This window comes from Streptomyces sp. NPDC101225 (genome assembly GCF_044767585.1).
Lineage (GTDB): Bacteria > Actinomycetota > Actinomycetes > Streptomycetales > Streptomycetaceae > Streptomyces.
Genome location: NZ_JBIWOE010000006.1, coordinates 315,785 through 342,061, shown reverse-complemented (window position 1 = coordinate 342,061; position 26,277 = coordinate 315,785). Strand labels below are relative to the sequence as shown.

24 protein-coding genes are annotated in these 26,277 nt (G+C 71.0%); 13 read left to right on the top strand and 11 right to left on the bottom strand.

Features of this window, described 5'->3' with window-relative positions:
• Window positions 1-11: 11 nt before the first annotated feature.
• Window positions 12-503 (bottom strand): MarR family winged helix-turn-helix transcriptional regulator, encoded by a 492-nt coding sequence (locus tag ACIRPX_RS12135; RefSeq protein ID WP_404192051.1) that lies wholly within the window; start codon window positions 501-503, stop codon window positions 12-14.
• A 272-nt stretch (window positions 504-775) separates the two neighbouring features.
• Between ACIRPX_RS12135 and ACIRPX_RS12130 the strand changes: the two genes are divergently transcribed.
• Window positions 776-1,603: a lysozyme gene (locus tag ACIRPX_RS12130; protein WP_404192048.1), complete on the top strand. Its 828-nt coding sequence runs from the start codon at window positions 776-778 to the stop codon at window positions 1,601-1,603.
• An 82-nt stretch (window positions 1,604-1,685) separates the two neighbouring features.
• Here the strand turns inward: ACIRPX_RS12130 and lon are convergent, their stop codons facing one another.
• Complete coding sequence (gene lon / locus ACIRPX_RS12125) at window positions 1,686-4,106, bottom strand: endopeptidase La (protein WP_404192045.1); 2,421 nt, start codon at window positions 4,104-4,106, stop codon at window positions 1,686-1,688.
• 191 nt (window positions 4,107-4,297) lie between these two features.
• On the opposite strand from lon, the gene ACIRPX_RS12120 reads away from it, so the two are divergent.
• On the top strand, window positions 4,298-5,797 hold the full coding sequence (locus tag ACIRPX_RS12120; protein ID WP_404192042.1) for a sulfatase: 1,500 nt from the start codon (window positions 4,298-4,300) through the stop codon (window positions 5,795-5,797).
• Window positions 5,798-5,840: 43 nt separating this feature from the next.
• Here the strand turns inward: ACIRPX_RS12120 and ACIRPX_RS12115 are convergent, their stop codons facing one another.
• The gene (locus ACIRPX_RS12115) at window positions 5,841-6,632 is read right to left on the bottom strand and encodes a rhomboid-like protein (protein ID WP_404192040.1); all 792 of its coding nucleotides are present in this window, start codon (window positions 6,630-6,632) and stop codon (window positions 5,841-5,843) included.
• 404 nt (window positions 6,633-7,036) lie between these two features.
• Here ACIRPX_RS12115 and ACIRPX_RS12110 point away from each other — a divergent pair, with 404 nt between their 5' ends.
• The 4 genes from ACIRPX_RS12110 (at window position 7,037) to ACIRPX_RS12095 (ending at window position 13,771) form a co-directional block, all read left to right on the top strand.
• Entirely contained in the window at window positions 7,037-7,714 is a 678-nt protein-coding gene (locus ACIRPX_RS12110) for a spermidine synthase (protein ID WP_404192037.1), read from the top strand.
• A gap of 133 nt (window positions 7,715-7,847) precedes the next feature.
• Window positions 7,848-8,585: a response regulator transcription factor gene (locus ACIRPX_RS12105; protein ID WP_404192034.1), complete on the top strand. Its 738-nt coding sequence runs from the start codon at window positions 7,848-7,850 to the stop codon at window positions 8,583-8,585.
• The gene (locus ACIRPX_RS12100; protein ID WP_404192030.1) at window positions 8,582-9,688 is read left to right on the top strand and encodes an ATP-binding protein; all 1,107 of its coding nucleotides are present in this window, start codon (window positions 8,582-8,584) and stop codon (window positions 9,686-9,688) included. Before ACIRPX_RS12105 ends, ACIRPX_RS12100 begins: the two co-directional genes overlap by 4 nt.
• 291 nt (window positions 9,689-9,979) lie before the next feature.
• A complete protein-coding gene (locus ACIRPX_RS12095; RefSeq protein ID WP_404192027.1) occupies window positions 9,980-13,771 on the top strand; it encodes a multifunctional oxoglutarate decarboxylase/oxoglutarate dehydrogenase thiamine pyrophosphate-binding subunit/dihydrolipoyllysine-residue succinyltransferase subunit in 3,792 nt (1,263 codons plus the stop codon).
• A 76-nt stretch (window positions 13,772-13,847) separates the two neighbouring features.
• Here the strand turns inward: ACIRPX_RS12095 and ACIRPX_RS12090 are convergent, their stop codons facing one another.
• Together ACIRPX_RS12090 and ACIRPX_RS12085 are read right to left on the bottom strand one after the other, a co-directional pair.
• Window positions 13,848-14,027: a DUF6104 family protein gene (locus ACIRPX_RS12090; protein ID WP_003992906.1), complete on the bottom strand. Its 180-nt coding sequence runs from the start codon at window positions 14,025-14,027 to the stop codon at window positions 13,848-13,850.
• A 94-nt stretch (window positions 14,028-14,121) separates the two neighbouring features.
• A complete protein-coding gene (locus tag ACIRPX_RS12085) occupies window positions 14,122-14,973 on the bottom strand; it encodes a hypothetical protein (RefSeq protein WP_404192024.1) in 852 nt (283 codons plus the stop codon).
• A 146-nt stretch (window positions 14,974-15,119) separates the two neighbouring features.
• On the opposite strand from ACIRPX_RS12085, the gene ACIRPX_RS12080 reads away from it, so the two are divergent.
• Window positions 15,120-16,109 (top strand): hypothetical protein, encoded by a 990-nt coding sequence (locus tag ACIRPX_RS12080; protein WP_404192021.1) that lies wholly within the window; start codon window positions 15,120-15,122, stop codon window positions 16,107-16,109.
• 1 nt (window position 16,110) lies between these two features.
• A complete protein-coding gene (locus ACIRPX_RS12075; RefSeq protein WP_404192018.1) occupies window positions 16,111-17,154 on the top strand; it encodes a helix-turn-helix transcriptional regulator in 1,044 nt (347 codons plus the stop codon).
• 41 nt (window positions 17,155-17,195) lie between these two features.
• On the opposite strand, the gene ACIRPX_RS12070 is transcribed toward ACIRPX_RS12075, so the two are convergent.
• From ACIRPX_RS12070 to ACIRPX_RS12055, 4 genes are all read right to left on the bottom strand, one after another.
• Window positions 17,196-17,762, bottom strand: a complete 567-nt coding sequence (locus ACIRPX_RS12070) for a Clp protease N-terminal domain-containing protein (RefSeq protein WP_404192015.1) — start codon at window positions 17,760-17,762, stop codon at window positions 17,196-17,198.
• Complete coding sequence (locus tag ACIRPX_RS12065; RefSeq protein WP_200304576.1) at window positions 17,762-17,971, bottom strand: helix-turn-helix domain-containing protein; 210 nt, start codon at window positions 17,969-17,971, stop codon at window positions 17,762-17,764. Before ACIRPX_RS12065 ends, ACIRPX_RS12070 begins: the two co-directional genes overlap by 1 nt.
• Before the next feature lie 119 nt (window positions 17,972-18,090).
• Entirely contained in the window at window positions 18,091-19,056 is a 966-nt protein-coding gene (locus ACIRPX_RS12060) for a zinc-binding dehydrogenase (RefSeq protein WP_404192012.1), read from the bottom strand.
• Window positions 19,057-19,220: 164 nt separating this feature from the next.
• Window positions 19,221-20,441 (bottom strand): NADP-dependent malic enzyme, encoded by a 1,221-nt coding sequence (locus ACIRPX_RS12055; RefSeq protein WP_404192010.1) that lies wholly within the window; start codon window positions 20,439-20,441, stop codon window positions 19,221-19,223.
• Window positions 20,442-21,012: 571 nt separating this feature from the next.
• Between ACIRPX_RS12055 and ACIRPX_RS12050 the strand changes: the two genes are divergently transcribed.
• The 3 genes from ACIRPX_RS12050 to ACIRPX_RS12040 are packed head-to-tail and all read left to right on the top strand — an operon-like array spanning window position 21,013 to window position 23,699.
• Complete coding sequence (locus ACIRPX_RS12050; RefSeq protein ID WP_404192007.1) at window positions 21,013-21,975, top strand: ABC transporter substrate-binding protein; 963 nt, start codon at window positions 21,013-21,015, stop codon at window positions 21,973-21,975.
• Between the two features lie 29 nt (window positions 21,976-22,004).
• Window positions 22,005-22,934 carry an amino acid ABC transporter permease gene (locus ACIRPX_RS12045; protein ID WP_404192003.1) on the top strand — a complete coding sequence of 310 codons (930 nt, stop codon included), beginning with the start codon at window positions 22,005-22,007 and terminating at the stop codon, window positions 22,932-22,934.
• A 3-nt stretch (window positions 22,935-22,937) separates the two neighbouring features.
• Entirely contained in the window at window positions 22,938-23,699 is a 762-nt protein-coding gene (locus ACIRPX_RS12040; protein WP_404192001.1) for an amino acid ABC transporter ATP-binding protein, read from the top strand.
• Window positions 23,700-23,757: 58 nt separating this feature from the next.
• Here the strand turns inward: ACIRPX_RS12040 and ACIRPX_RS12035 are convergent, their stop codons facing one another.
• Entirely contained in the window at window positions 23,758-24,531 is a 774-nt protein-coding gene (locus ACIRPX_RS12035) for a class I SAM-dependent methyltransferase (RefSeq protein ID WP_404191998.1), read from the bottom strand.
• Window positions 24,532-24,631: 100 nt separating this feature from the next.
• On the opposite strand from ACIRPX_RS12035, the gene ACIRPX_RS12030 reads away from it, so the two are divergent.
• Entirely contained in the window at window positions 24,632-25,261 is a 630-nt protein-coding gene (locus tag ACIRPX_RS12030; protein ID WP_404191995.1) for a CGNR zinc finger domain-containing protein, read from the top strand.
• On the opposite strand, the gene sodX is transcribed toward ACIRPX_RS12030, so the two are convergent.
• Complete coding sequence (sodX, locus tag ACIRPX_RS12025) at window positions 25,165-25,599, bottom strand: nickel-type superoxide dismutase maturation protease (protein WP_404191992.1); 435 nt, start codon at window positions 25,597-25,599, stop codon at window positions 25,165-25,167. The genes ACIRPX_RS12030 and sodX overlap by 97 nt on opposite strands.
• A gap of 145 nt (window positions 25,600-25,744) precedes the next feature.
• Between sodX and sodN the strand changes: the two genes are divergently transcribed.
• Window positions 25,745-26,140: a superoxide dismutase, Ni gene (sodN, locus tag ACIRPX_RS12020; protein ID WP_003992892.1), complete on the top strand. Its 396-nt coding sequence runs from the start codon at window positions 25,745-25,747 to the stop codon at window positions 26,138-26,140.
• The last annotated feature ends 137 nt before the right edge of the window (window positions 26,141-26,277 follow it).

Below are 26,277 nucleotides of genomic sequence, written 5' to 3'. Positions count from 1 at the left end.
CCCTGCTTCCCCTACTTCTCCATGCCCCGGTTCAACCGGCTCAGCAGGCGGGCCAGTTCCGCGACCTCGTGGCGGTCCCAGTGGTTGAGCTGGCTGACGTAGCGGGCACGGCGGGCGTCGCGGACCTTGCGGACGCGGTCGTGGCCCTCGTCCGTGAGGTGGACCAGCCAGGCGCGGCCGTCGGCGGGGTCGGGTTCGCGGGCGACCAGGCCGAGGTCCTCCAGGGCGCGCAGCTGGCGGGACATGGTGGCCTTGCCGACCCCGATGTAGGCGGCGAGTTCCGTGGCGCGCTGACGCCCGCACTCGTCGAGGCGGATCAGCAGGCCGTACGCCGACGACTCCAGATCGGGGTGCACTTCGCGGGCCATCTCCCCCTGGTTGGCTCGGGCGCGCCGGAAGAGGATCGTCAACTCGCGTTCCAGGGACAGGTATTCCTGGTCTGCACCACTCGGTGACGTTTCCACCGGGAGTCGGCGCTCGTCCCCGTTTTCGCCTTCGTGCACGTCAGTCCCTGCCTCGGTTTTCCTGAACCTGAAAGTTTCCGCCAGACCACGCCGTTGCCGCAGCTCCCCAAGTATTTCGCAGGGCTAGACCAACGGCAGCCTCCGGCCCCTCTTCCACGCACTCTTCTACGTGCGTAGCTTCGATACCAGGCACCGAATGACATGCCCACGCCATCACTGTCGATGGCCGGGCCACGGCCCCGTACGGCCCCGGCACTCCCGCCGTGCGGGCGCCCTCCCCCACAGCATCACCGAGCTTTCGGAGGCACGCCATGCCCGTGCACAGACCCGGACCGGTACACCCCCGGCGCCCCTTGCTCGCCGGACTCCTGCTCGCCGCCCTCTCACTCGTCCTCGCCGCCCCCGCCGGCCCCGCCTCCGCGGCGGGCACCCCCGCCCGCGGCTCCGCCCGCATGGGCATGGGCGTCGCCGCCCACGACGGCAGCGCCGGCGCCCCCTCCTCCGCCGACGCCACCCAGACCGAGGGCGTCGACGTCTCCGGCTACCAGGGCAACGTCGCCTGGTCGACCCTGTGGAGCAGCGGGGTCAAGTGGGCCTACGCCAAGGCGACCGAGGGGACGTACTACACGAACCCCTACTTCGCCCAGCAGTACAACGGCTCGTACAACGTCGGGATGATCCGCGGCGCGTACCACTTCGCCACCCCCGACACCACCAGCGGCGCGACCCAGGCCAACTACTTCGTCGACCACGGCGGCGGCTGGTCCAGGGACGGCAAGACCCTCCCCGGCGTCCTCGACATCGAGTGGAACCCCTACGGCGCCGCGTGCTACGGCAAGTCGGCCGCCTCCATGGTCGGCTGGATCGCCGACTTCCTGAACACCTACAAGGCCCGCACGGGACGGGACGCGGTGATCTACACGGCCACCAGCTGGTGGACCGAGTGCACCGGCAACTACGGCGGCTTCGCCTCCGCCAACCCGCTGTGGATCGCCCGGTACGCGTCGACCGTGGGGACGCTGCCGGCCGGCTGGGGCTACTACACGATGTGGCAGTACACCTCGTCCGGTCCGACCGTGGGCGACCACGACAAGTTCAACGGCGCCCTCGACCGGGTCGTCGCCCTGGCCAACGGCTGACGCGCGGCCGGACGGCCGGCACGAGAAGAAGGCCCAAGCCTCCCTCACGGGACTTGGGCCTTCCCTCATCCGATGGCGTCCGTCACGCCGCCACCGGAACCTCCGGCGCCGCCTCGCTCGTGGCGGGCGCGAGCGCCAGCTCCAGGACCTGGCGGACGTCGGTCACGGCGTGGACGTCGAGCTTGTCCAGCACCTCGGCCGGCACGTCGTCCAGGTCGGCCTCGTTGCGCTTGGGGACGATCACGGTCGTCACCCCGGCGCGGTGCGCGGCGAGCAGCTTCTGCTTCACGCCGCCGATCGGCAGCACCCGGCCGGTCAGCGAGACCTCACCGGTCATCGCCACGTCCGTACGGACCAGCCGGCCCGACAGCAGCGACGCCAGCGCCGTCGTCATCGTGATGCCGGCGCTCGGGCCGTCCTTCGGGACCGCGCCCGCCGGGAAGTGGATGTGCACGCCGCGGTCCTTCAGGTCCGCGACCGGCAGCTCCAGCTCGGCGCCGTGGCTGCGCAGGAAGCTCAGCGCGATCTGCGCCGACTCCTTCATGACGTCGCCCAGCTGACCGGTGAGGGTCAGGCCCGCCGCGCCCGTCTCCGGGTCGGCGAGGGATGCCTCCACGAAGAGGACGTCGCCGCCGGCGCCGGTCACCGCGAGGCCCGTCGCCACGCCCGGCACCGCCGTCCGGCGCTCCGCCGGGTCCTGCGCGGACTCCGGGACGTGGTGCGGCCGTCCGATCAGGGAGCGCAGGTCGGCGTCCGTGATCGTGAACGGCAGTTCCCGGCCCCCCAGTTCGTGCTGCGCCGCGACCTTGCGCAGCAGCCGGGCGATCGAGCGCTCCAGGGTGCGCACGCCCGCCTCGCGCGTGTACTCGCCGGCGAGCTTGCGCAGCGCGCTCTCCTCCAGGGTCACCTCGTCCTTGTCCAGGCCCGCCCGCTCCAGCTGGCGCGGCAGCAGGTGGTCGCGGGCGATGACGACCTTCTCGTCCTCGGTGTATCCGTCCAGGCGCACGAGTTCCATACGGTCGAGGAGGGCCTCGGGGATTGCCTCCAGGACGTTCGCGGTGGCGAGGAACACGACGTCCGACAGATCGAGCTCGACCTCCAGGTAGTGGTCGCGGAAGGTGTGGTTCTGCGCCGGGTCCAGGACCTCCAGCAGGGCGGCCGCCGGGTCGCCCCGGAAGTCGGAGCCCACCTTGTCGATCTCGTCGAGCAGGACGACCGGGTTCATCGAACCGGCCTCCTTGATCGCGCGCACGATCCGGCCGGGCAGCGCGCCGACGTACGTACGGCGGTGGCCGCGGATCTCGGCCTCGTCGCGGACGCCGCCGAGGGCGACACGGACGAACTTGCGGCCCATGGCGTGCGCGACGGACTCGCCGAGCGAGGTCTTGCCGACGCCGGGCGGGCCGACGAGGGCCAGCACGGCGCCGCCGCGCCGGCCGCCGATGACGCCGAGACCGCGGTCGGTACGGCGCTTGCGCACCGCCAGGTACTCGGTGATCCGCTCCTTGACGTCCTCCAGGCCCGCGTGCTCGGCGTCCAGGACGGCCTTGGCGCCCTGGATGTCGTAGGCGTCCTCGGTCCGGTCGTTCCACGGCAGTTCGAGGACGGTGTCCAGCCAGGTGCGGATCCAGGAGCCCTCGGGCGACTGGTCGCTGGACCGCTCCAGCTTGTCGACCTCCTTGAGGGCGGCCTCCCGGACCGTTTCCGGCAGGTCGGCGGCCTCGACCCGGGCGCGGTAGTCGTCGGACTCCTCGGCGGAGTCCTTGCCCTCGCCGTTCAGGTCGCGCAGTTCCTTGCGGACGGCTTCGAGCTGACGGCGCAGCAGGAACTCCCGCTGCTGCTTGTCGACGCCCTCCTGGACGTCCTTGGCGATGGTCTCGGCCACGTCCTGCTCGGCCAGGTGGTCGCGCAGCTGCTGGGTGGCGAGCTTGAGACGGGCGACCGGGTCGGCCGTCTCCAGCAGTTCGATCTTCTGCTCGGTGGTCAGGAAGGGCGAGTAGCCGGAGTTGTCGGCCAGCTGGGACACGTCGTCGATGGCCTGCACCCGGTCCACGACCTGCCAGGCGCCGCGCTTGCGCAGCCAGGCGGTGGCGAGGGCCTTGTACTCCTTGACCAGTTCGGTGACGTGACCGGGCAGCGGCTCGGGCACGCTCTCGTCGATCCTCGTCCCCTCGACCCACAGCGCCGCACCCGGCCCGGTGGTGCCGGCACCGATCTGCACCCGGCCGCGGCCGCGGATCAGGGCGCCCGGGTCACCGTCGGCCAGCCGGCCCACCTGCTCGACCGTGCCGAGCACTCCGGTGCTCGGGTACGTCCCGTCGACACGTGGAACGAGCAGGACCCTCGGCTTTCCCGGCTCCGACCGGGCGGCGGCCTGGGCGGCCTCCACCGCGGCGCGTACGTCGGCGTCGTTCAGGTCCAGCGGCACCACCATGCCAGGGAGTACCACCTCGTCGTCGAGCGGCAGCACGGGCAGGGTGAGCGATGCGGACGTCGAAGCCATGATCTCCCCTTCGGCAGTCAAGTTGAGTTATGCCGACTCAATGCTTGGCGCGGCGCGGTTGTTCCCGGGATTCCGCGCCGTTCGCTGTCAGCGATCACGGACCCGCGGGAGACTTGCGTGCCGCCGTTCACAGGCAGGCACGGCACACGGCAAGCTCGTACGACGGACCGACGGGGGACTTGGGGAAGCCGATGGGCGAGGAGCAGCGACGGGGGCCCGCACGGCGTGCGGTGATCGCCGGGAGCGCGGTGGTGGCGGCGGGGGCCGCCGTGCCGCTGGTGGCGCGGGGGACGGGACTCGACGACGCGGCGGCCCCGCCGACCGCCGCCGCACGCAACGCCGTCGCGGCCGGGCCGGCCGCCCCGCCGACACCGCACCGGCGGCCCCGCTCCGACGACCGGCCCAACATCCTCCTGGTGCTGACGGACGACCAGCCCAAGGAGACGGACTGGGCGACTCCCAGGACGCTCGACTGGCTGGGCGGACAGGGCGTCACCTTCGGGCGGGCGTACGCCAACACCCCGCTGTGCGCCCCCTCGCGCGCCTCGATCATGTCGGGCCGGTACGCCCACCACCACGGCGTCCTCGACACCCGGCACCCCTACCACCTCGACCAGCACACCACCGTGCAGCGGCGGCTGCGGGCGGCCGGCTACCGCACGGGTCTGTTCGGCAAGTACCTCAACTACTGGCACACCGGCGACAACCCGCCGCACTTCGACGAGTGGCTGCTCCAGGAGCCGGTGGCGTACTACGACGGCCACTACAACGACGGCGGGACCGTCCGGAACATTCCCGGCTACAACACCACCGTGATCAGGGACCGCGCCCTGGCCTTCATCGAGAAGTCCCGCGTGGACCGGCGGCCGTGGTTCGCGTACGTGGCCACGCGCAGCGCGCACGAGCTGAACGTCCCGGAGCGGCGGTACGCCCGCACGCGCGTGCCCGGCTGGGACGGGCGGCCCTCCGTGTTCGAGCGCGACAAGGCCGACAAGCCGCCGTTCCTGCGCGCGGCGCACCACTCCTTCGCCCAGGGCCGCGCCCTGCGCGCACGTCAGCTGCGCACCCTGCTGTCCGTGGACGACGCGATGCACGACTTCCGCGCGAAGCTGCGCTCGCTCGGCCAGTTGGAGAACACCCTGGTGCTGTTCACCAGCGACCACGGCCTGTGCTGGGGCGACCACGGCTGGCTGCGCAAGTCGGTGCCGTACCGTCCGAGCCTGGAGGTGCCCTTCCGCCTGTCCTGGCCGGCGGGCGGCCTCGGCTCGGGCGGCGACGACCGGCTCACCGGCCTCGTCGACATCGCGCCCACCTTCCTGGCCGCGGCGGGCCTCGCCCCGGACACCCCGCACGACGGCCACTCGCTGCTCGACCGGGGCAACGACCGCGACCGGCTGCTCGCCGAGTGGTGGTGGAACCGGCAGGACCGGCAGCCGATCCACACCTGGGCGTCGTCCATCGGCAGGACGGACCAGTACACCGAGTACTACCGGACACGCCTGGACCGCGACGGCCGCCCCACCGGAGACGGGAAGGTGCTGTTCCGGGAGTACTACGACCTCGCCCGGGACCCCTGGCAGCTCGGCAATCTGCTGCACGGTGCGGACGAGGAGCGGGAGCGCACGCTCGGCGTCCCGGCGCTGGCCCGGAGTCTGGCCGCGGCACGCGGGGCGGCTTCCCAGGCGTACTGATCACGATGTGACGGGGTGATGACGGCTCACCCGGGCCGGGTGCTCAGCCTCCGGGGCGGGGCTTCGGCAGGCGGGCGGCCCGAGTCTCCCGGTACCAGCGCCTGACCAGCGGCCAGGTCGCGACGCCCGTCGCCAGCGCGATCAGATGGCCCCAGCCGGTCATCGGGTCGGTGAACCCGATCAGGCTCCGCACCAGCATGCCGCCGAACAGGACCAGCAGCGGCAGGCGCAGCCACGGCCCGAGCAGTCCCGCGAGGGCGCCCACGGCGGCGGCGACGCCGAAGCTGATGCCGTAGTCGAGGCGGTGCAGGGAGCTGTCGGGGAGATGGCCCACCAGGACCGCGAGGCCGACGGTGCCCTCGGTCACGAGGGTGGCGAGAACGTGCCCGGCGAGGAAGACGACCGCCGCGCGCGCCCCGCCCGTCCGCCGCTCCAGGGCGGTCAGGACGAGCAGGAAGCAGACGACGTACGGCGAGACGAGCCCGCCCGCGACCCACAGGGCGCTCGCCAGCAGGACCAGCGCGGGCGACTCCAGCAGATGCGCCACATCGGTGCTGGACGCCTGGTGCAGGGAGTGCACCAGCGAGGGGTCGGCGTACGCGCCGAACAGCGAGGTCAGGGCCAGGACGGCCGCGTAGCCGAAGGTGAACGGCGTGCCGGCGGGCGTCGGCAGCAGGCGCCGGGCGCGGCACAGGGCCCGGGTGAGCGGGGCGGGCGCGAGGGTGCCGGGCCGGTCCGGGCCGCCGCGCTGACGCGGCACCCCGTCCAGGAGCGCGGACACCTCGGGAAGGGGCGCGGCCGAGGGGTCGGGTCCGGCCGTCGCGGTGGGTTCCACGGTGAGGCGCTCCTTCCGTCGCGCACCACCCTTCGCAACCGCGGGAGCCGGTGTCTGTGACCGACACCACGCGGGAGCCGATTCTCAGCAACCTCTCAGGCTTCCGGTGCGCCCCGCCTCCCGCGCGTCCGCGGGCGGCTCGGGGCCGGAGCGGGATCGCCCGCCCGGCGTGGGCCGCGCATACCACCGTGGACCGCGGCGCATCCGCACCCGTGTCCCACGAACGGGTCATGCGCGGCCCCGGCGGCCCCCACGCGCCCTTCACCAGCCCCGCGGGCCTCCCGCCGCTGCCGTCGCGGGCACGGGCGGCGCCCGCGTGAGGTGCGCGCCGCACCCGTCCCGGCCCCCGGGCGCCTCCCGGAAATTCCCCGGGCCGCACCCGCCGGTTCGGGCAGGATGGGGCCATGACCGCCACCTACGACACCCCTGTGGTCCTGGACCGTCGCGAGGGACCGTACGGCGAGGTCGTGCTGCGCCGGCACGGCGCGTTGCTGCAGATCATCGCCAACGGCTGCTTCCTGATGGACACCTCCGACGGCCGCTCGGAGCGGCTGCTCGTCGACGCCGCGCGCGACGCCCTGGGCCCCCGCCCCGGGCCGCACGTGCTGATCGGCGGGCTCGGGGTGGGATTCTCGCTCGCACACGCGGCGGCCGACCCGTACTGGGGAGCGATCACCGTCGTCGAGCGTGAGCGCGCCATCGTCGACTGGCATCGCGAGGGGCCCCTCACCGCACTGTCGGCGCAGGCCCTCGCCGACCGGCGCACGGAGATCGTCGAGGCGGATCTGATCGCGTACCTGACTGAGACATCCGCCACGTACGACGCCCTCTGCCTGGACATCGACAACGGCCCCGGCTGGACGGTCACCGAGGGCAACGAGGGCCTCTACTCGCCGAGTGGACTCACAAGCTGCGCAAGGGTGTTGAAGCCGGGCGGCATCGTGGCCGTCTGGTCGGCCCAGCCCTCCCCGGATTTCGAAGAAACCTTGTGGAATGCCGGGTTCCAGCAGGTGCGTACCGAAGAGATCCCGGTTGCCCGGGGCGTTCCGGACGTCGTCCACATCGCCGTCCGACCTGGATAGCCGCGAGACGGTGACTCCCCGTACTCTGCTTCTCTGACGCGGATCATTCAAGCGTCAATCGCAAGCATGCGCAGGCAAAGCCAGTCAGAAGGAATGACCCCACGCATTCCGGAAAGCAACTCAGGGGCGGGCGATGGAGCAGACCCACACATCCCACAACGGCACGACGGCCACGCCGGGCGCACAGCGCCGGGTGCTGGTGGTCGAGGACGACCCGACCATCGTCGAAGCCATCGCGACCCGCCTGCGCGCGGAGGGCTTCCTCGTGCAGACCGCGGGCGACGGCCCGGCCGCCGTCGACACCGCGGAGGCCTGGCAGCCCGACCTGCTGATCCTCGACATCATGCTGCCCGGCTTCGACGGCCTGGAGGTCTGCCGCCGCGTGCAGGCCGCCCGTCCGGTACCGGTGCTGATGCTCACCGCGCGCGACGACGAGACCGACATGCTGGTCGGCCTCGGGGTCGGCGCCGACGACTACATGACCAAGCCGTTCTCCATGCGGGAGCTCGCCGCGCGCGTGCACGTGCTGCTGCGCCGGGTGGAGCGGGCCGCGCTGGCGGCGACGACCCCCCGCAGCGGCATCCTGCGGCTCGGCGAGCTGGAGATCGATCACGCGCAGCGCCGGGTGCGGGTGCACGCGGAGGACGTGCACCTGACGCCCACCGAGTTCGACCTGCTGGTGTGCCTGGCGAACACCCCGCGCGCGGTGCTCTCCCGTGAGCAGCTGCTGGCCGAGGTGTGGGACTGGGCCGACGCCTCGGGCACCCGTACCGTCGACAGCCACATCAAGGCGCTGCGCCGGAAGATCGGCGCCGAACGGATCCGCACCGTGCACGGTGTCGGATACGCGCTGGAGACCCCGACGCCATGAGCGGCGGTCCGGCCGCACGGAGAGGCCCCGGGGAGCCCTGGGGCGGTCTGCGCCCGTTCTCCATCAAGACGAAGCTGGGCGCACTGGTCGTCATCGCCGTCCTCATCACCACCGGGCTGATGATGATCGCGATGCGCACGGCGACGGAGCTGCGTTTCATCACCGTCTTCTCGATGATCGCCACCCTGCTCATCACGCAGTTCGTGGCCCACTCGCTCACCGCGCCGCTGGACGACATGAATGCCGTCGCGCACGCCATCTCGCACGGCGACTACACCCGCCGGGTGCGCGAGAACCGCCGCGACGAACTGGGCGACCTGGCGCAGACGATCAACCGCATGGCCGACGACCTGGAGGCTCAGGAGCGGCAGCGCAAGGAGCTGGTGGCGAACGTCTCGCACGAGCTGCGCACCCCCATCGCGGGCCTCAGGGCGGTCCTGGAGAACATCGTGGACGGCGTCTCGCCCGCCGACCCCGAGACGATGCGCACCGCGCTGAGGCAGACCGAGCGGCTCGGCCGGCTGGTGGAGACGCTGCTGGACCTCTCCCGGCTGGACAACGGCGTCGTACCGCTGCGCCGCCGCCGCTTCGAGGTGTGGCCGTACCTGTCCGGCGTGCTGAAGGAGGCCAACATGGCCGTCCCCGCGCGCGCGGGCATCGCCTCCGGCTCCGGCACCCACACGCGCACGGACGTCCATCTGCACCTCGACGTCTCCCCGCCGGAGCTGACCGCGCACGCGGACCCCGAGCGGATCCACCAGGTAGTGGCAAATCTCATCGACAACGCCGTCAAGCACAGCCCGCCGCACGGCCGGGTGATCGTGCGGGCGCGGCGCGGCGCTCAGCCCGAGTCGCTGGAGCTGGAGGTGCTCGACGAGGGCCCCGGCATTCCCCGCTCGGAGTGGCACCGCGTCTTCGAGCGCTTCAACCGCGGCAGCGCGGGCGCGACCAACGGGCAGGGCGGCGACGGCGGTACGGGACTCGGACTGGCGATCGCCCGCTGGGCCGTCGACCTGCACGGTGGCGGGATCGGCGTGGCCGAATCGGAACGGGGTTGCCGGATCCGCGTCACTCTTCCGGGAGAGACATCCGTCCAAAGTTGACGTAGGGTCCGCATCGCAGCCCCAAGATCCACCGGCGTCCGCGCTGACGGACACGTGTGATCAGGCAGACGCCCGCAGGCCGGGCGCGGCGGGCCTGCTCAGGCGTTTTCCGCTCCCCGCGATTCGAAGCGGAACCTCGCTTGTTTCCCGCCATTTCCAGGCCCGAAACACGGTTTCCGGTGTGACTTACACGACGATGAACCTGCCCGGCCTGACCTCAGGGGTCCGGGGGGCGTAGCCTTTATTCCCGCTGTCCATCACCTTGTGAAGCGGAAGAGGGCGGTTGCCGCCGTGTCGCCACAGTCCCCCAGTAACTCGAGCATCTCGACCGACGCCGACCAAGCGGGCAAGAACCCCGCGGCCGCGTTCGGTCCCAACGAGTGGCTCGTCGACGAGATCTATCAGCAGTACCTCCAGGACCCGAATTCGGTAGACCGAGCCTGGTGGGACTTCTTCGCCGACTACAAGCCCGGGGCACCCGCCTCGGCTCCGGCGGGTACTGCGGCCGCGGGGGCCGCAGAGACCACCTCCCCGGCGCCCGCGCCTGCCGCTCAGGCCCCGGCCGCCCCCGCGGCCCCGGCTCCCGCCCCGGCCCCCACGGCACCCAGGCCCGCGGCCGCCGCACCGGCGCCCGCGCAGCCGGCCGCCCCGGCGAAGGCCCCGGCCCCCGCCGCCCGGCCCGCGGCCAAGGCCGAGCCCGCGACGGCGCCCGCCGACGGTCCGGAGCTGGTGACCCTGCGCGGCCCCTCCGCCGCCGTGGCGAAGAACATGAACGCCTCGCTGGAGCTGCCCACGGCGACATCCGTGCGCGCGCTCCCGGTGAAGCTCCTGTTCGACAACCGCATCGTCATCAACAACCACCTCAAGCGCGCCCGGGGCGGGAAGATCTCCTTCACGCACCTGATCGGCTACGCGATGGTGCAGGCCATCAAGGCCATGCCGTCGATGAACCACTCCTTCACGGAGAAGGACGGCAAGCCGACCCTGGTCAAGCCGGAGCACGTCAACCTCGGCCTCGCCATCGACCTGGTGAAGCCCAACGGCGACCGCCAGCTCGTCGTCGCGGCCATCAAGAAGGCCGAGACGCTGAACTTCTTCGAGTTCTGGCAGGCCTACGAGGACATCGTTCGCCGCGCCCGTGAGGGCAAGCTGACGATGGACGACTTCTCCGGCGTGACGGTCTCCCTGACCAACCCCGGCGGCCTCGGCACCGTCCACTCGGTCCCGCGCCTGATGCCCGGCCAGTCGGTGATCATGGGCGTCGGCTCCATGGACTACCCGGCCGAGTTCCAGGGCACCAGCCAGGACACCCTCAACAAGCTCGGCGTCTCCAAGGTCATGACGCTCACGTCGACCTACGACCACCGGGTCGTCCAGGGCGCCGCCTCCGGCGAGTTCCTGCGCCAGGTCGCCAACCTGCTGCTGGGCCAGAGCGGCTTCTACGACGAGATCTTCGAGGCCCTGCGCATCCCCTACGAGCCGGTCCGCTGGCTCAAGGACATCGACGCCAGCCACGACGACGACGTCACCAAGGCCGCCCGGGTCTTCGAGCTGATCCACTCCTACCGGGTCCGCGGCCACGTCATGGCCGACACCGACCCGCTGGAGTACCGCCAGCGCAAGCACCCCGACCTGGACATCACCGAGCACGGGCTCACGCTGTGGGACCTGGAGCGCGAGTTCGCCGTCGGCGGCTTCTCCGGCAAGTCCCTGATGAAGCTGCGCGACATCCTCGGCGTGCTGCGTGACTCGTACTGCCGCACCATCGGCATCGAGTTCATGCACATCCAGGACCCCAAGCAGCGCAAGTGGATCCAGGACCGGGTGGAGCGCCCGCACTCCAAGCCGGAGCGCGAGGAGCAGCTGCGCATCCTGCGCCGGCTGAACGCGGCGGAGGCGTTCGAAACCTTCCTGCAGACGAAGTACGTCGGCCAGAAGCGCTTCTCGCTGGAGGGCGGCGAGTCCGTCATCCCGCTGCTGGACGCGGTCCTCGACAGCGCCGCGGAGTCCCGCCTCGACGAGGTCGTCATCGGCATGGCCCACCGCGGCCGGCTGAACGTGCTGGCCAACATCGTCGGCAAGTCGTACGCGCAGATCTTCCGCGAGTTCGAGGGCAACCTCGACCCGAAGTCGATGCACGGCTCCGGCGACGTGAAGTACCACCTGGGCGCCCACGGCACCTTCACCGGCCTGGACGGCGAGCAGATCAAGGTCTCGCTGGCCGCCAACCCGTCCCACCTGGAGACGGTCGACCCGGTCATCGAGGGCATCGTCCGCGCCAAGCAGGACATCATCAACAAGGGCGGCACGGACTTCACCGTCCTGCCGGTCGCCCTGCACGGTGACGCGGCCTTCGCGGGCCAGGGCGTGGTGGCCGAGACCCTGAACATGTCGCAGCTGCGCGGCTACCGCACGGGCGGCACGGTCCACATCGTCATCAACAACCAGGTCGGCTTCACGGCGGCCCCGGAGTCGTCCCGGTCCTCGATGTACGCCACGGACGTGGCCCGCATGATCGAGGCCCCGATCTTCCACGTGAACGGCGACGACCCGGAGGCCGTGGTCCGCGTCGCGCGGCTCGCCTTCGAGTTCCGCCAGGCGTTCAACAAGGACGTGGTGATCGACCTCATCTGCTACCGCCGCCGCGGTCACAACGAGTCGGACAACCCGGCCTTCACCCAGCCGCTGATGTACGACCTGATCGACAAGAAGCGCTCGGTGCGCAAGCTCTACACCGAGTCCCTGATCGGTCGCGGCGACATCACCCTGGAGGAGGCCGAGCAGGCCCTGCAGGACTACCAGGGCCAGCTGGAGAAGGTCTTCACCGAGGTCCGCGAGGCCACCTCCCAGCCGGCCACCTCCCCGGTCTCGGACCCGCAGGCCGAGTTCCCGGTCCCGGTGACCACCGCGATCTCCTCCGAGGTCGTGAAGCGGATCGCCGAGTCCCAGGTCAACATCCCCGACCACTTCCACGTCCACCCGCGTCTGCTGCCGCAGCTGCAGCGCCGGGCGTCGATGGTCGAGGACGGCACGATCGACTGGGGCATGGGCGAGACCCTCGCCATCGGCTCGCTGCTGCTGGAGGGCACCCCGGTCCGGCTGTCCGGCCAGGACTCCCGCCGCGGCACCTTCGGCCAGCGCCACGCGGTCCTCATCGACCGCGAGACGGGCGAGGACTTCACCCCGCTGCAGTACCTCGCCGAGGAGCAGTCCCGCTACAACGTCTACGACTCCCTGCTCTCCGAGTACGCGGTCATGGGCTTCGAGTACGGCTACTCGCTGGCCCGCCCCGACGCGCTCGTGATGTGGGAGGCGCAGTTCGGCGACTTCGTCAACGGCGCGCAGTCGGTCGTCGACGAGTACATCTCGGCGGCGGAGCAGAAGTGGGGCCAGACCTCCGGCGTCACGCTGCTGCTCCCGCACGGCTACGAGGGCCAGGGCCCGGACCACTCCTCGGCCCGTGTCGAGCGCTTCCTGCAGCTGTGCGCCCAGAACAACATGACGGTCGCGATGCCGACCCTGCCGTCGAACTACTTCCACCTCCTGCGGTGGCAGGTGCACAACCCGCACCACAAGCCGCTGGTGGTCTTCACCCCGAAGTCGATGCTGCGCCTGAAGGCCGCCGCCTCGAAGACGGAGGAGTTCACCTCGGGTCAGTTCCGCCCGGTCATCGGCGACGCGTCGGTCGACCCGGCCGCGGTGCGCAAGGTCGTCTTCGTGGCGGGCAAGCTCTACTACGACCTGGAGGCCGAGCGCGCCAAGCGCGGCGCCACGGACATCGCGATCGTCCGTGTCGAGCGTCTGTACCCCCTGCCGGGTGCGGAAATCCAGGCGGAGATCGCCAAGTACCCGAACGTCGAGAAGTACCTGTGGGCCCAGGAGGAGCCGGCGAACCAGGGCGCCTGGCCGTTCATCGCCCTCAACCTGATCGACCACCTGGACCTGGCGGTCGGCGCGGACGTCCCGCACGGCGAGCGCCTGCGCCGCATCTCCCGCCCGCACAGCTCTTCCCCGGCCGTCGGTTCCGCGAAGCGGCACCAGGCCGAGCAGGAGCAGCTGGTGCGTGAGGTGTTCGAGGCCTAGGCCCGGCCCCGCGGCAACCACGAGGGCCCGGCACCGAGTTCGTCGACTCGGTGCCGGGCCCTCGGCGTCGCGCGGACTACTCGTCGTCCTCGTCGTCCAGCCGGGCCAGCCACGTCGCCAGCCGCTCGACCGGCACCTCGAAGTCCGGGTTCAGATCGACGAACGTCCGCAGCTGCTCGGCAAGCCACTCGAACGTGACCTCTTCCTCGCCGCGCCGCTTCTCCAGCTCCTCGATACCGCGGTCGGTGAAGTACATGGGGTTTCTCCTGCGTGCGTGCGTACGTCGGGGGTCCGGAGCCAAGCCTAAGCAAGGAACGGCGGGCGCCGGACCGGGTCCGCACCGCCCGGCGTCAGTCGCGCGGCCTCATCACCCGGTACGCCGGCCCCGCCACGCCGTGCCCCAGCAACAGCACCCCCGCCGCGATCCAGCCCCAGCTGCGCCGCCGTACGCCCCACACGGTCAGAGGCAGGCCCGCCGCGACCTGGGCGAGGGACAGGGCGCGTGAGCCCCGGGTGCCGGACCGGAGCATCCGGGGCGCGAGGCGGCCGCCGTCGGCGGCGTGGTGTTCCGTGCGGTCCGCCTCGCGCCGTCCGGGCCGGTCCACGGCGCGGCTGTCCGCGAGGGCTCGGGCGACCTCGCGCAGGCGGTCGGCGGGCTCGCCGGGGGTGAGGCCGGCGGGCAGCGAGACCCCCGCGCGCGTGAGGACCGCGAGCAGGGCACGCAGGCGCGCGGGGGCGTCGGCGCCGGGATCGGCTCCGGTCAGGTGGTCCAGGGCCTGCGCGTCCAGCACCGGGTCCAGGCCCAGGCGGGAGGCGAAGGTGCGCATCGCCTCGTCCTCGCCGGCCGGGGTGCCGTTCGCGAGCCAGACGTAGCCCACGGGACGGCGGAAGCCGGAGGCGAGCGTGTAGCCGGCGCGGTCCGTGTCCCACCACAGGGCCAGTACGGGCCAGGGGGCGCCGACGGCGAGCGCGGTGGCCCAGCCGGTCAGGACGCGGTCGACGGGTTCGCCGCCGTCCCGCCACGGCCTGCCCTCGGGGACGAGGACGCTCCAGGCGTCACCGGCGCCGGTGAGCAGCATCGGTTCGCTCAGCAGGCGCGCGGCGGGGGCGACGGATTCCGGTACGGCCCGGCAGAGCAGCAGGGCACCGGGCGCGGGACCGGCGGGGCCGGCCGGACCGGTACGAGGGACGTCCGACGACATGTTCACAAAATAGGGCGATTCACCCTCTTGGTCATTTTCGGGGAGTCGCGGGTCACCAGAGCGGGTGTCTTGACTTTCCCCGTCCGCGATATATCGTGAATTGCAGAAGACGCGATATGGCGCGTTGCGGCGGGGAGGTCTGCACCATGTCCGAGTGGTCCGTCACGGAACCCAGGAAGCTGACGTTCGACGAGCCCGTGCGTGAGCTCCACGTACGCATCGTCAATGGAACGGTGAACGTGGTGGGGACCGACGAAGGTTCCGCCCGCCTCGAAGTCACCCGGATCGAGGGTCCACCGCTCCATGTGGCCCAGGTGGGCGGCGTCCTCACGGTGGCCTACGACGACCTGCCCTGGAAGGGCTTCCTCAAGTGGCTCGACCGCAAGGGCTGGCGGCGCAGCGCCGTCGTCTCCCTCGCCGTCCCGGCCGACACCCGCGTCGAGGTGGGCGTCGTCGGCGCCACGGCCGTGGTCTCCGGCCTGGAGGGACGCGCGGAGGTCAAGGGCGTCACGGGAGACACCACGCTGGTGAGCCTGACCGGCCCGGTCCGCGCCGACACCGTCTCGGGGAGCGTGGAGGCGCAGGCCCTCAGCGGGGACCTGCGGTTCAACTCCGTCTCGGGCGATCTGACCGTCGTCGAGGCGGGCTCCTCCGTCAAGGCCGACTCCGTGAGCGGTTCGATGATCGTCGACATCGATCCGGCCGGCCGCCCCACCGACGTCAACCTGACCAGCGTCTCGGGCGAGATCGCCATCCGCCTGCCCCACCCGGTGGACGCTGAGGTGGAGGCGAACACCGCGAGCGGCACCGTCTCGAACGCCTTCGAGGACCTGCGGGTCAGCGGCCAGTGGGGCGCCAAGCGGATCACGGGCCGGCTCGGCTCGGGCCACGGCACCCTGAAGGCGACGACGGTCTCCGGCTCGATCGCCCTGCTGCGCAGGCCCCCGGCCGAGGACGACGTCCGGGACGTGGAGCCCGAGGACGCCGGCCCGGAGGACACGGCCACCGGGGCCGGTCCCGCGAGCACCCCGGCGGACGAACCGCACCCAGGCCCGGGGGACAATTCCGGTTCCGGCGGGAGCGACGGTGCGACCGGCGCCCCGGCCGACGGCACGACCGACAAGAAGGTGCTCTGACATGCCCCCCGTCTTCGCCCACGGCCGCCTCCGCCTCTACCTGCTGAAGCTGCTGGACGAGGCCCCGCGCCACGGCTACGAGGTGATCCGCCTCCTCGAGGAGCGCTTCCAGGGGCTGTACGCACCGTCGGCGGGCACCGTCTACCCCCGGCTGGCGAAGCTGGAGGCCGAGGGCCTGGTCACCCACACCACCGAGGGCGGCCGCAAGGTGTACGCCATCACGGACGCCGGCCGCGCCGAACTGGCCGACCGCAGCGGCGAACTGGCCGACCTGGAGCTGGAGATCCGCGAGTCCGTCGCCGAGCTCGCCGCCGAGATCCAGGCCGACGTGCGGGGCGCCGCGGGCGATCTGCGGCGCGAGATGCGGGCCGCGGCCAGCGAGGCGCGCCACGCGGGCGCCAAGGGGCGCGGCCCGAAGGACGGCCCCCTGGGCGACTTCGCGGACTACACCGACAAGGACGCGTGGCGCGCCGCGAAGGAGGAGATGCGGCGCGTGAAGCAGGAGTGGAAGGAACAGGCCCGGCGCGCCAAGGACGAGAGCCGCCGCGCCCGCGAGGAGGCCCAGCGCGCGCGCCGCCAGGCCAAGGAGGCGCAGGAGCGGGCCCGGGTCCAGGCGCAGGAGGAGCTGCAGCGCATCGGCCGCCGGGTGCAGAGTCAGGTGCAGGACCACTTCACGCGCGGCGACTGGCCGACGGGGGTGCGGGAGGGCCTGACGGAGCTGGTCAAGGAGTTCGGCGAGTTCGGCAAGGACTTCGGCAAGGACTTCGGTTTCGGACGGGGCGACACCGGCACCTCGGCGTCGCGGCCGGAGTACTCCTACCCCCCGGAGGACTTCCCCGCCGACTACGAACCGGCCTGGGCGCACGAGGAGCCCAGCGGTGACGCGGCCCGCGACCTCGACCGCCTGCTCGACCGCTTCCGGGACGACATCCGCGACGCGGCCCGCGACCACGGCGTCTCCGACGAGCAGTTGCGCGACGCCCGCCGTCATCTCTCGACGGCGGCGGCCCACATCGGTGTGATACTGCGCCGACCGCAGGGCTGAGCGGCGGGGCCGGTGCGCGCGGCGCAGCCGGCCCCGGCCGCTCAGCCCGCCTTGGCCTGTCCGTCGCCGTACAGGATCCGGATGAGCTGCTCGTGGGTCACCCCGTGGCCGGCGAGGACCTCGCCGGCCACGCCGGGGCGGATGGTCAGGGCGAGGAGGATGTGCTCGTCGCCGATGTGGCGGTCGCCGTGGGCGACGGCGGTGCGCAGGGACCTCTCCAGGACCTGCTTGGCGCCGCGGCCGAAGGTGCGGCGGCCCGACCACCAGCCCTTGTCCTCGCGGTCGCCGGACATCGCGCCCACGCCGTGCACCTCCTCGACCCGGGCGACGATCTCCGGCACGTCGATCCCCAGTCCGGCCAGGGCGTCGGTGTCGGCCTGGGAGAGCCCGGCCCGCCGCCGCGCCTCGGCGACGGCCTGCCGTACGGACGTCCTGCGCTCGCCGGACAGTCCGAGTGAGGCCAGGGCGAACGACGCCCGGCTGCCCTCGCGCTCCAGCAGTGCGAGCAGCAGGTGCTCGGCCTCGACGCACGGCGCTCCCGTCCGCTCGGCCTGCCCGACCGCTCCCCGCACCACCTCGCGGGCGTCCTTCGTGAACCGCTCGAACATCAATGCCTCCCGTACTTCTTGTGCACGGCCTGCCTGCTGACCCCGAGTTCCGCGGCGATCTCCTGCCACGACCAGCCCTGGTTGCGCGCGCCGCGCACCTGCACCGCCTCCAGCTGCTCCAGCAGCCGGCGCAGTGCGGCGACGGCGCGCAGTCCGATCCGTGGATCACGGTCGCCGGCGCGCTCGGCGAGGTCGGTTGCTTCGGTCATGTTGTCAACCTACGTTGACATCCGACGTCTGTCAACCTTGATTGACACGCAGGGTGCGCGACAACGCGAACGGCGGGCCGGGGCATCCCCGAACCCGCCGCCCGCGGAGCGGGAGAAGGTCAGCTTCCGGTGAGCACGATCTTGCCGAACTGCCCACCCGACTCCATCCGCTCGAAGCCCTCGCGCGCCCGGTCCATCGGCAGCACCTCGTCGATGACGGGACGGACGCCCGTGGCGGCGCAGAAGGAGAGCAGGTCCTCCAGCTCGTCCTTGGTGCCCATCGTGGAGCCGACGATCTTGAGCTCCAGGAAGAAGACGCGGGTGAGTTCGGCGTGCGAGGGCCGGTCACCGCTCGTCGCGCCCGAGATGACGAGCGTGCCGCCGGGCTTCAGCGACTTCACCGAGTGGGACCAGGTGGCGGCGCCGACGGTCTCGATGACGGCGTCGACACGCTGCGGCAGCCGGGCGCCGGACTCCACCGCCTCGACGGCGCCCAGTTCGAGGGCCCGCTTCCGCTTGGCCTCGTCGCGGCTGGTGGCGAAGACCCGCAGCCCGGCCGCCTTGCCGAGCACGATCGCGGCCGTGGCGACACCGCCGCCCGCGCCCTGGACGAGGACCGAGTCGCCCGGCCGCACGCCCGCGTTGGTGAAGAGCATGCGGTACGCCGTCAGCCACGCCGTGGGCAGACAGGCGGCCTCCTCGAAGGAGAGCTCCCTGGGCTTGGGCAGGATGTTCCAGGTCGGCACCGCGACCTGCTCGGCGAAGGTGCCCTGGTAGCGCTCGGTGAGGATGGAGCGGGGCTCCTTGGGGCCCACTCCGTGACCGCTCTGCCCGATCACGGAGTGCAGGACGACCTCGTTGCCGTCCTCGTCGACGCCGGCGGCGTCACAGCCGAGGATCATCGGCAGCCGGTCGTCCGGGAGGCCGACGCCCCGGAGCGACCACAGGTCGTGGTGGTTGAGGGAGGCGGCCTTGACGTTGACGGTGCTCCAGCCGGGACGGGCCTCGGGAGCGGGACGCTCCCCCAACTCGAGGCCGCTCAGCGGCTGGTCGCGGTCGATTCGGGCGGCGTAGACGGCGAACATGAGGTCGACGATAGGTGGCGTTTGCAGGCGGCGGAACGCAAGCGCGCTGTGACACATGCCCTCTTGCCAAGGCGCCGGGTCCGTCGGATCACCTGAACGGGCGGATGTGCGGGCAAAGGAAACGGCCCCGTCCCTGGGGACGGGGCCGTCAGAGGGACGGTGCGTCAGCGACGCGCCACGCCTTCCGCCCGGGCCGCGGCGGCGACGGCCGCCGTGACGGCCGGAGCCACCCGCTCGTCGAAGGGCGACGGGATGACGTAGTCCGCCGCCAGGTCGTCCCCGACGACGCCGGCGAGCGCCTCGGCGGCCGCGATCTTCATGCCCTCGGTGATCCGGGAGGCACGGACCTGCAGCGCGCCCGCGAAGATGCCCGGGAACGCCAGCACGTTGTTGATCTGGTTCGGGAAGTCCGAACGGCCGGTGGCCACGACCGCCGCGTACTTGTGCGCGACGTCGGGGTGCACCTCGGGGTTCGGGTTGGCCATGGCGAAGACGAACGCGCCTTCGGCCATCGAGGCGACGGCCTCCTCCGCGACCGTGCCGCCGGAGACGCCGATGAAGACGTCGGCGCCCTCCAGGGCCGCCTCCAGCGAGCCGGTGATGCCGGCCTTGTTCGTGAAGGAGGCGACCTCGCGCTTGACCGGCGTCAGGTCCTCGCGGTCCGTCGAGACGACGCCCTTGCGGTCGGCGACGGCCACGTCGCCGATGCCGGCCTCGATCAGCATCTTGGCGATCGCCACACCGGCCGCGCCGGCGCCCGAGATGACGGCCCGCAGGTCCCCGACGGCCCGCCCGCTCAGCCGCGCGGCGTTGCGCAGCGCGGCGAGCGTGACGACCGCCGTGCCGTGCTGGTCGTCGTGGAAGACCGGGATGTCGAGCCGCTCCTGGAGCTTGCGCTCGATCTCGAAGCACCGCGGTGCCGAGATGTCCTCCAGGTTGACGCCGCCGAAGGACGGGGCGAGGCGCACGACCGTCTCGACGATCTCGTCGGCGTCCGTGCAGTCGAGCGCGATCGGCACCGCGTCGACGCCGCCGAACTGCTTGAACAGAATCGCCTTGCCTTCCATCACCGGAAGGGAGGCCTCGGGGCCGATGTCCCCGAGTCCGAGCACCGCCGTACCGTCCGTGACGACGGCCACGACCGACGACTTCCACGTGTAGTCGTGGACGAGCGCAGGCTGCTCGGCGATCGCGGTGCACACCCGCGCGACGCCGGGTGTGTACGCGAGGGACAGGTCGTCCTTGTCACGGACCGGCACGGTGGCCTGCACGGCCATCTTGCCGCCGCGGTGCAGCGCGAACGCCGGATCGAAGGAATCGAGGGGCTCCGCCCCGTCCTGATCCGCACTGTTGTCGCTGCGAGGATTGACGATCTCCGCTGCCACTTTGTTCTACCCCTTAGATCTTCATTGGTTGAGGGTGGCCACTCCTGGTGAGGGGTGGGCGGGACCGCGGATGCCCGATTCTGCTGATACGTACGGGTCATACGCGACGGGCGCGCCGCACACGCGCCCCGAGCCCCGGATGAGGGGTGTAAAGAACCTTCTTACCGGACGGACCGCACCAAGGACGAGTCCATTAAGCGCAAGGTCACATCCGGGGACCGGAAGGTCACGTCTCGGTGACAAGCATCGTCACGAAATGGGAGGACATGTCCGCGACGAACGCTTGACCAGCGGTCGAACGGTGATCAACGCCTCGGGGTGTGGTCCCGCATCCTGAGACATGGCGAAGATCTTCCGGCCGGAACGCCGGATTCCCGCAGATGGTCCGGTCATGTTGTACCGACCTGAGACGGTTCGGGGGTCACCCGTTATCCGATTTTGACATGGCTGGCCCCCTGAACGGATGAGTCCGAATGGCAGGATGCCGTAAACACACGAGGTCGCGACACCCGAAGGTGTGTGTTCTCGTCGACCCATCGGCAACTCCACCCATCCGCCGGAGGAACCCAAAATGACCGCAAGCTCCACCCGTCGTACGACCGCCGCACGCACCCGTCTGGCAGCGGCCGGTGCGATCGCGGTCGCAGGCACCCTGATCCTCACCGGCTGCGGTGACCAGACGGACAAGGGCAGCAGCAACAGCTCGGACACGTCGTCGTCCTCGGCCCCTCTCGCTTCCAAGCTCCCCGCCGACATCAAGAAGGCCGGCGTCATCAAGGTGGGCTCCGACATCGCGTATCCGCCGGTCGAGTACATGCAGAACGGCAAGGCCGTCGGCATCGACCCGGACCTCGCGGACGCCCTCAGCAAGCAGCTCGGCGTGAAGTTCGAGTTCCAGAACGGCAAGTTCGACAACCTGATCGTGGGCCTTCAGGCCAACCGCTACGGGGTCCTCATGTCGGCGATGAGCGACACGAAGGCCCGTCAGGACGGCGTCGACGCCGACACCGGCAAGAAGGTCGGCAAGGGCGTCGACTTCGTCGACTACTTCACCGCCGGTACCTCGATCCTGGTCCAGAAGGGCAACCCGAAGGGCATCAAGTCGCTCGACGACCTGTGCGGCAAGGTCGTGGCGCTGCAGAAGGGCACCACGTCCGAGGGCATCGCCAAGGCGCAGAGCACGAAGTGCACCAAGGACGGCAAGAAGGCCATCAACCTGCAGACCTTCGACACCGACCCCGAGGCGCTGCTCCGTCTGAAGCAGGGCGCGTCCGTCGCCGACCTGAACGACTTCCCGGTCGCGGCCTACAACGCGAAGACCTCCGGCGGCGGGAACGACTTCGAGGTCGTCGGCGACCAGATCGAGGCGGGTCCGTACGGCATCGCCGTCAGCAAGGACAACACCCAGCTGCGCGACGCCCTGCAGGCCGCGGTGAACGCGATCATCAAGAACGGCGACTACACCAAGATCATGCAGAAGTGGAACGTCACGGACGGCGCGGTGACCGAGGCGAAGATCAACGGCGGATCCTGAGCCTCCCGCAACGCTGAAAGGCAGTCACCGTGACTGACACTGTCGACAAGGCTCCGGCGCCGTCGGTTCCGCCGGAGCAGATCAAGGCCATCCCCGTGCGCCACTACGGCCGCTGGGTGGCCGGCGTTCTGGTCATCGCCGTGCTGGCGCTGATCGGGGTGGCCTTCTCCAACGCGAAGATCAACTACAGCGTCATCCCCGACTATCTCTTCGATCCGGGCATCGTGAAGGGTGCCTGGACGACGCTGTACATCTCGGTCCTCGCCATGGTGCTCGGCGTGGCGCTCGGGATCATCCTCGCCGTGATGCGGCTGTCGTCGAACCCGGTGACCAGCACTGTTTCCTGGTTCTACATCTGGTTCTTCCGCGGCACCCCGGTGCTGGTCCAGCTCCTGCTCTGGTACAACATCTCCCTCGTCTTCCCGGTCCTGAACCTCGGGTTCTACAAGGACGAGATGAACCAGGTGATGACGCCGGTCCTGACGGCGCTGCTGGGGCTCGGCCTGAACGAGGCCGCGTACATGTCGGAGATCGTCCGGGCCGGCATCCAGTCGGTCGACGAGGGCCAGACCGAGGCGTCGCACGCCCTGGGCATGACCCAGGGCCAGACGCTGCGGCGGGTGATCCTCCCGCAGGCGATGCGGGTCATCGTCCCGCCGACCGGCAACGAGTTCATCAACATGCTCAAGACCTCGTCGCTGGCCTACGCGGTGCAGCTCCCCGAGCTGATCAAGAAGGCCACCGACATCTCCAGCACCTCGCTGGCCGTCGTCGAGATGTACTTCGTGGCCTGCATCTGGTACCTGTTCCTGACCACGATCTTCAGCATCGTGCAGTACTACGTCGAGCGCCGTTACGCCCGCGGTTCGACGCGCAACCTGCCGCCGACGCCGCTGCAGAAGATCAGGACCAACCTGGCCAAGATGAACCTGTTCTCCCTCTCCAACTGGCGGCGATGACCCATGACCTCAATGGTGAAGGCCGAGGGCGTCCACAAGTCCTTCGGGGCCTCGCACATCCTCAAGGGCATCGACCTGGAGGTGAACCCGCGCGAGGTGTTCTGCCTGATCGGCCCTTCGGGCTCCGGCAAGTCGACCCTCCTGCGGTGCGTCAACCACCTGGAGAAGATCAGCGCCGGCCGGCTCTACGTCGACGGCAGCCTGGTCGGCTACCGGCAGAGCGGCGACAAGCTCTACGAGCTGAAGGAGAAGGAGGTCGCCGCGCAGCGGCGGGACATCGGCATGGTGTTCCAGCGCTTCAACCTCTTCCCGCACATGACGGCGGTGGAGAACGTCATGGAGGCGCCGATCCAGGTCAAGCGCGAGTCCAAGTCGGTCGCCCGGGAGCGAGCGAAGAAGCTGCTGGACCGGGTCGGCCTCGGCGACAAGACGAGTCACTACCCCTCCCAGCTCTCCGGCGGTCAGCAGCAGCGCGTCGCCATCGCCCGTGCGCTGGCGATGGAGCCGAAGCTGATGCTCTTCGACGAGCCGACCTCGGCCCTCGACCCGGAGCTGGTCGGCGAGGTCCTCGACGTCATGCGGGACCTCGCCGAGTCCGGCATGACGATGATCGTCGTCACGCACGAGATGGGCTTCGCCCGCGAGGTCGGCGACTCGCTGGTCTTCATGGACGACGGTGTGGTGGTCGAGTCCGGCCACCCCCGCGAGGTCCTGGGCAACCCGCAGCACGAGCGCACCAAGTCGTTCCTGTCCAAGGTGCTGTAAGCGGTCCGCGCACGAGGGGCGGTACGGAGACTCCGTACCGCCGCTCGTGCGTGCCCGGCTACTTCAGCGCCAGCAGCAGCGTGTCCGACGGCGAGCACCACACCGGCCGGGCCTCGCCGAAGCCGTGCTCCAGCAGGACCCGTGCGTGCCACCGCGCCGACGGCATGTCGCCGTCCGCGTGGTCGCCGTAGATCTCGAAGCGGCGGGCGGTCGGGCCGGCCAGGACCGGGTCCTTCGCGGCGAGCTGCCACCACTCCGCCCAGTCGAGGGCGCCCTCGCGCATGGCCCGGTCCATGCGGGCGTGGCGCCGGACGCGCTCGGCCGCGTTGATCCGGGGGGTGGTCTCGTCGATCATGTGGTCGGCGTTCATGAAGACGCCGCCGTGGCGGACGAGGGCCGCGATCCGGCCGTAGAGCGCGGCCAGCGGGTCGCTGCGCAGCCAGTGCAGGGCCGTGGCGGTGAGGACCGCGTCGTACGTCTCGTACGGCAGCCGACCGGGCCAGGCCGGGTCCCTGAGGTCGGCCTCGACGAAGGTGACCCGGTCGTCGCCCCGGAAGGTGCCGCGGGCGATGGCGAGCAGCGCGGGATCGAGGTCGATCCCGGTGCTGGTGGCCTTGGGGAAGCGGCGCAGCAGCCGGGCCGTGATGCTGCCGGTGCCGCAGGCGAGGTCGAGGACGCGTGGCTCGGAACCGACGCAGGCCCCGACCATGTCCAGCATGATGTCGAACCGCTCCTCGCGGTCCGGCATGTACCACTCCTGCTGCCGGTCCCAGCTCTCCTGCCAGGCCTGCCAGTCCGTGTCCCTCGTACCGGTTCCGGTCGTGACGGTCATGGAATCCCCTCTTCCCCGCACCCGCGTAATACCCTGGAAGGGTAGGCAGCCGTTACTTCCTCTCGCACACGACCATAGAGCCCCCCTGTAAGGACTACAAGTGGAACTGGCCTATTACTCGGACTACGCCGTACGCCTCGTCAACAGCGAGGAGCCGGGCCGGGGCAAGGACTCCCTGACCTCGGTCGAGGCCGTGCGCGAACTCTTCGGGGCCAACCAGTCGGCGGCCCGGCGCGCCACCGACGCCGACGTGACGCGGTTCCGCTCGGTGCGGGCGCGGCTGAGGTCCGTGTTCGAGGCGGCGGACAAGGGGGACGAGACGCCGGCGGTGGACCTGCTCAACTCGCTGCTGCTGGAGTTCCCGGTGAGCCCGCAGATCTCGGGTCACGACCACCGGGACGACGACGGCCGGCCGCTGTGGCACATGCACCTGGCCGACCACCCCTCGAACGCCACCGCCGGCTTCGCGGCCATCGCGGCGATGGGCCTGGCCTTCCATCTGACGGAGTACGGCGTCGACCGGCTGGGACTGTGCGAGGCGGCGCCGTGCCGCAACGCCTACCTGGACACCTCGACCAACCGCTCCCGCCGCTACTGCTCCGACCGCTGCGCGACACGCGCCAACGTGGCCGCCTACCGCGCCCGCAAGCGCCTGGAGGCGGACCGGTCCGGCAGCACGGGCCTGGCGGCCGACAGCACCCAGCGGGCGAGCGCGAACGGCGAACGCTGATCGCCCTGGAGGGGCCGGTATCGAAAGCGGACCTTGCCCAGCACCAGGTCCTCGGGCACGGTCCCGTAGTCCGTGCTGTCCCCGCCCGCGTAGGAGTTGTCGCCGAGCACCCACCAGCCGCCGTCCCGGCGCTCCGCCGCGCGCTTGACGACGAGCAGGTCCTGCTGGAAGGGATGGCGCAGGACAACCACGTCCCCGGGCCTGATCCGGGCCCCGTAGTGCACCACGAGGCGGTCCCCGTGGTGGAGCGTGGGCACCATGGACGGGCCGGTCACCTCGGCCGTCCCGAAGGGCAGCAGCGCCCGCCCACGCTCGATCTCCTGCGACAGCTCCGGCATACCCGGCACCTCCCCGGTACGTTCCTCCACCAGTCTCAGTCTCACCCCGGACTTTTGTCCTAAGCCCATGGGGGCACTCGCGATTTCGGCTCCTCCAGGGAGTAATGTCGCACCTGAGAAGACGATCACGAGGAAGGAACGCTTCATGCTTTCCCGCCTGTTTGCCCCCAAGGTCAAGGTCAGCGCACACTGCGACCTGCCCTGCGGTGTGTACGACCCGGCCCAGGCCCGCATCGAGGCGGAGTCCGTGAAGGCCGTCCAGGAGAAGATGGCCGGCAACGACGACCCGCACTTCCAGGCGCGTGCCACCGTCATCAAGGAGCAGCGCGCCGAGCTCGCGAAGCACCACGTCTCCGTGCTCTGGAGCGACTACTTCAAGCCCCCGCACTTCGAGAAGTACCCGGAGCTGCACCAGCTGGTCAACGACACCCTGAAGGCCCTCTCGGCCGCCAAGGGCTCGACCGACCCGGCCACGGGCCAGAAGGCTCTGGACTACATCGCCCAGATCGACAAGATCTTCTGGGAGACCAAGAAGGCCTGACCACGGCCCGTTCGCCAGGACCGGCGATCGGTGCACCATCGCAGGTCCACGGGCACCCCGAAGGGGCCCGGCCGGGAAACCGGCCGGGCCCCTTCGGCCGCACCGGCGGCCGCCGCCCCGGCCGTCCCGGCACCCGG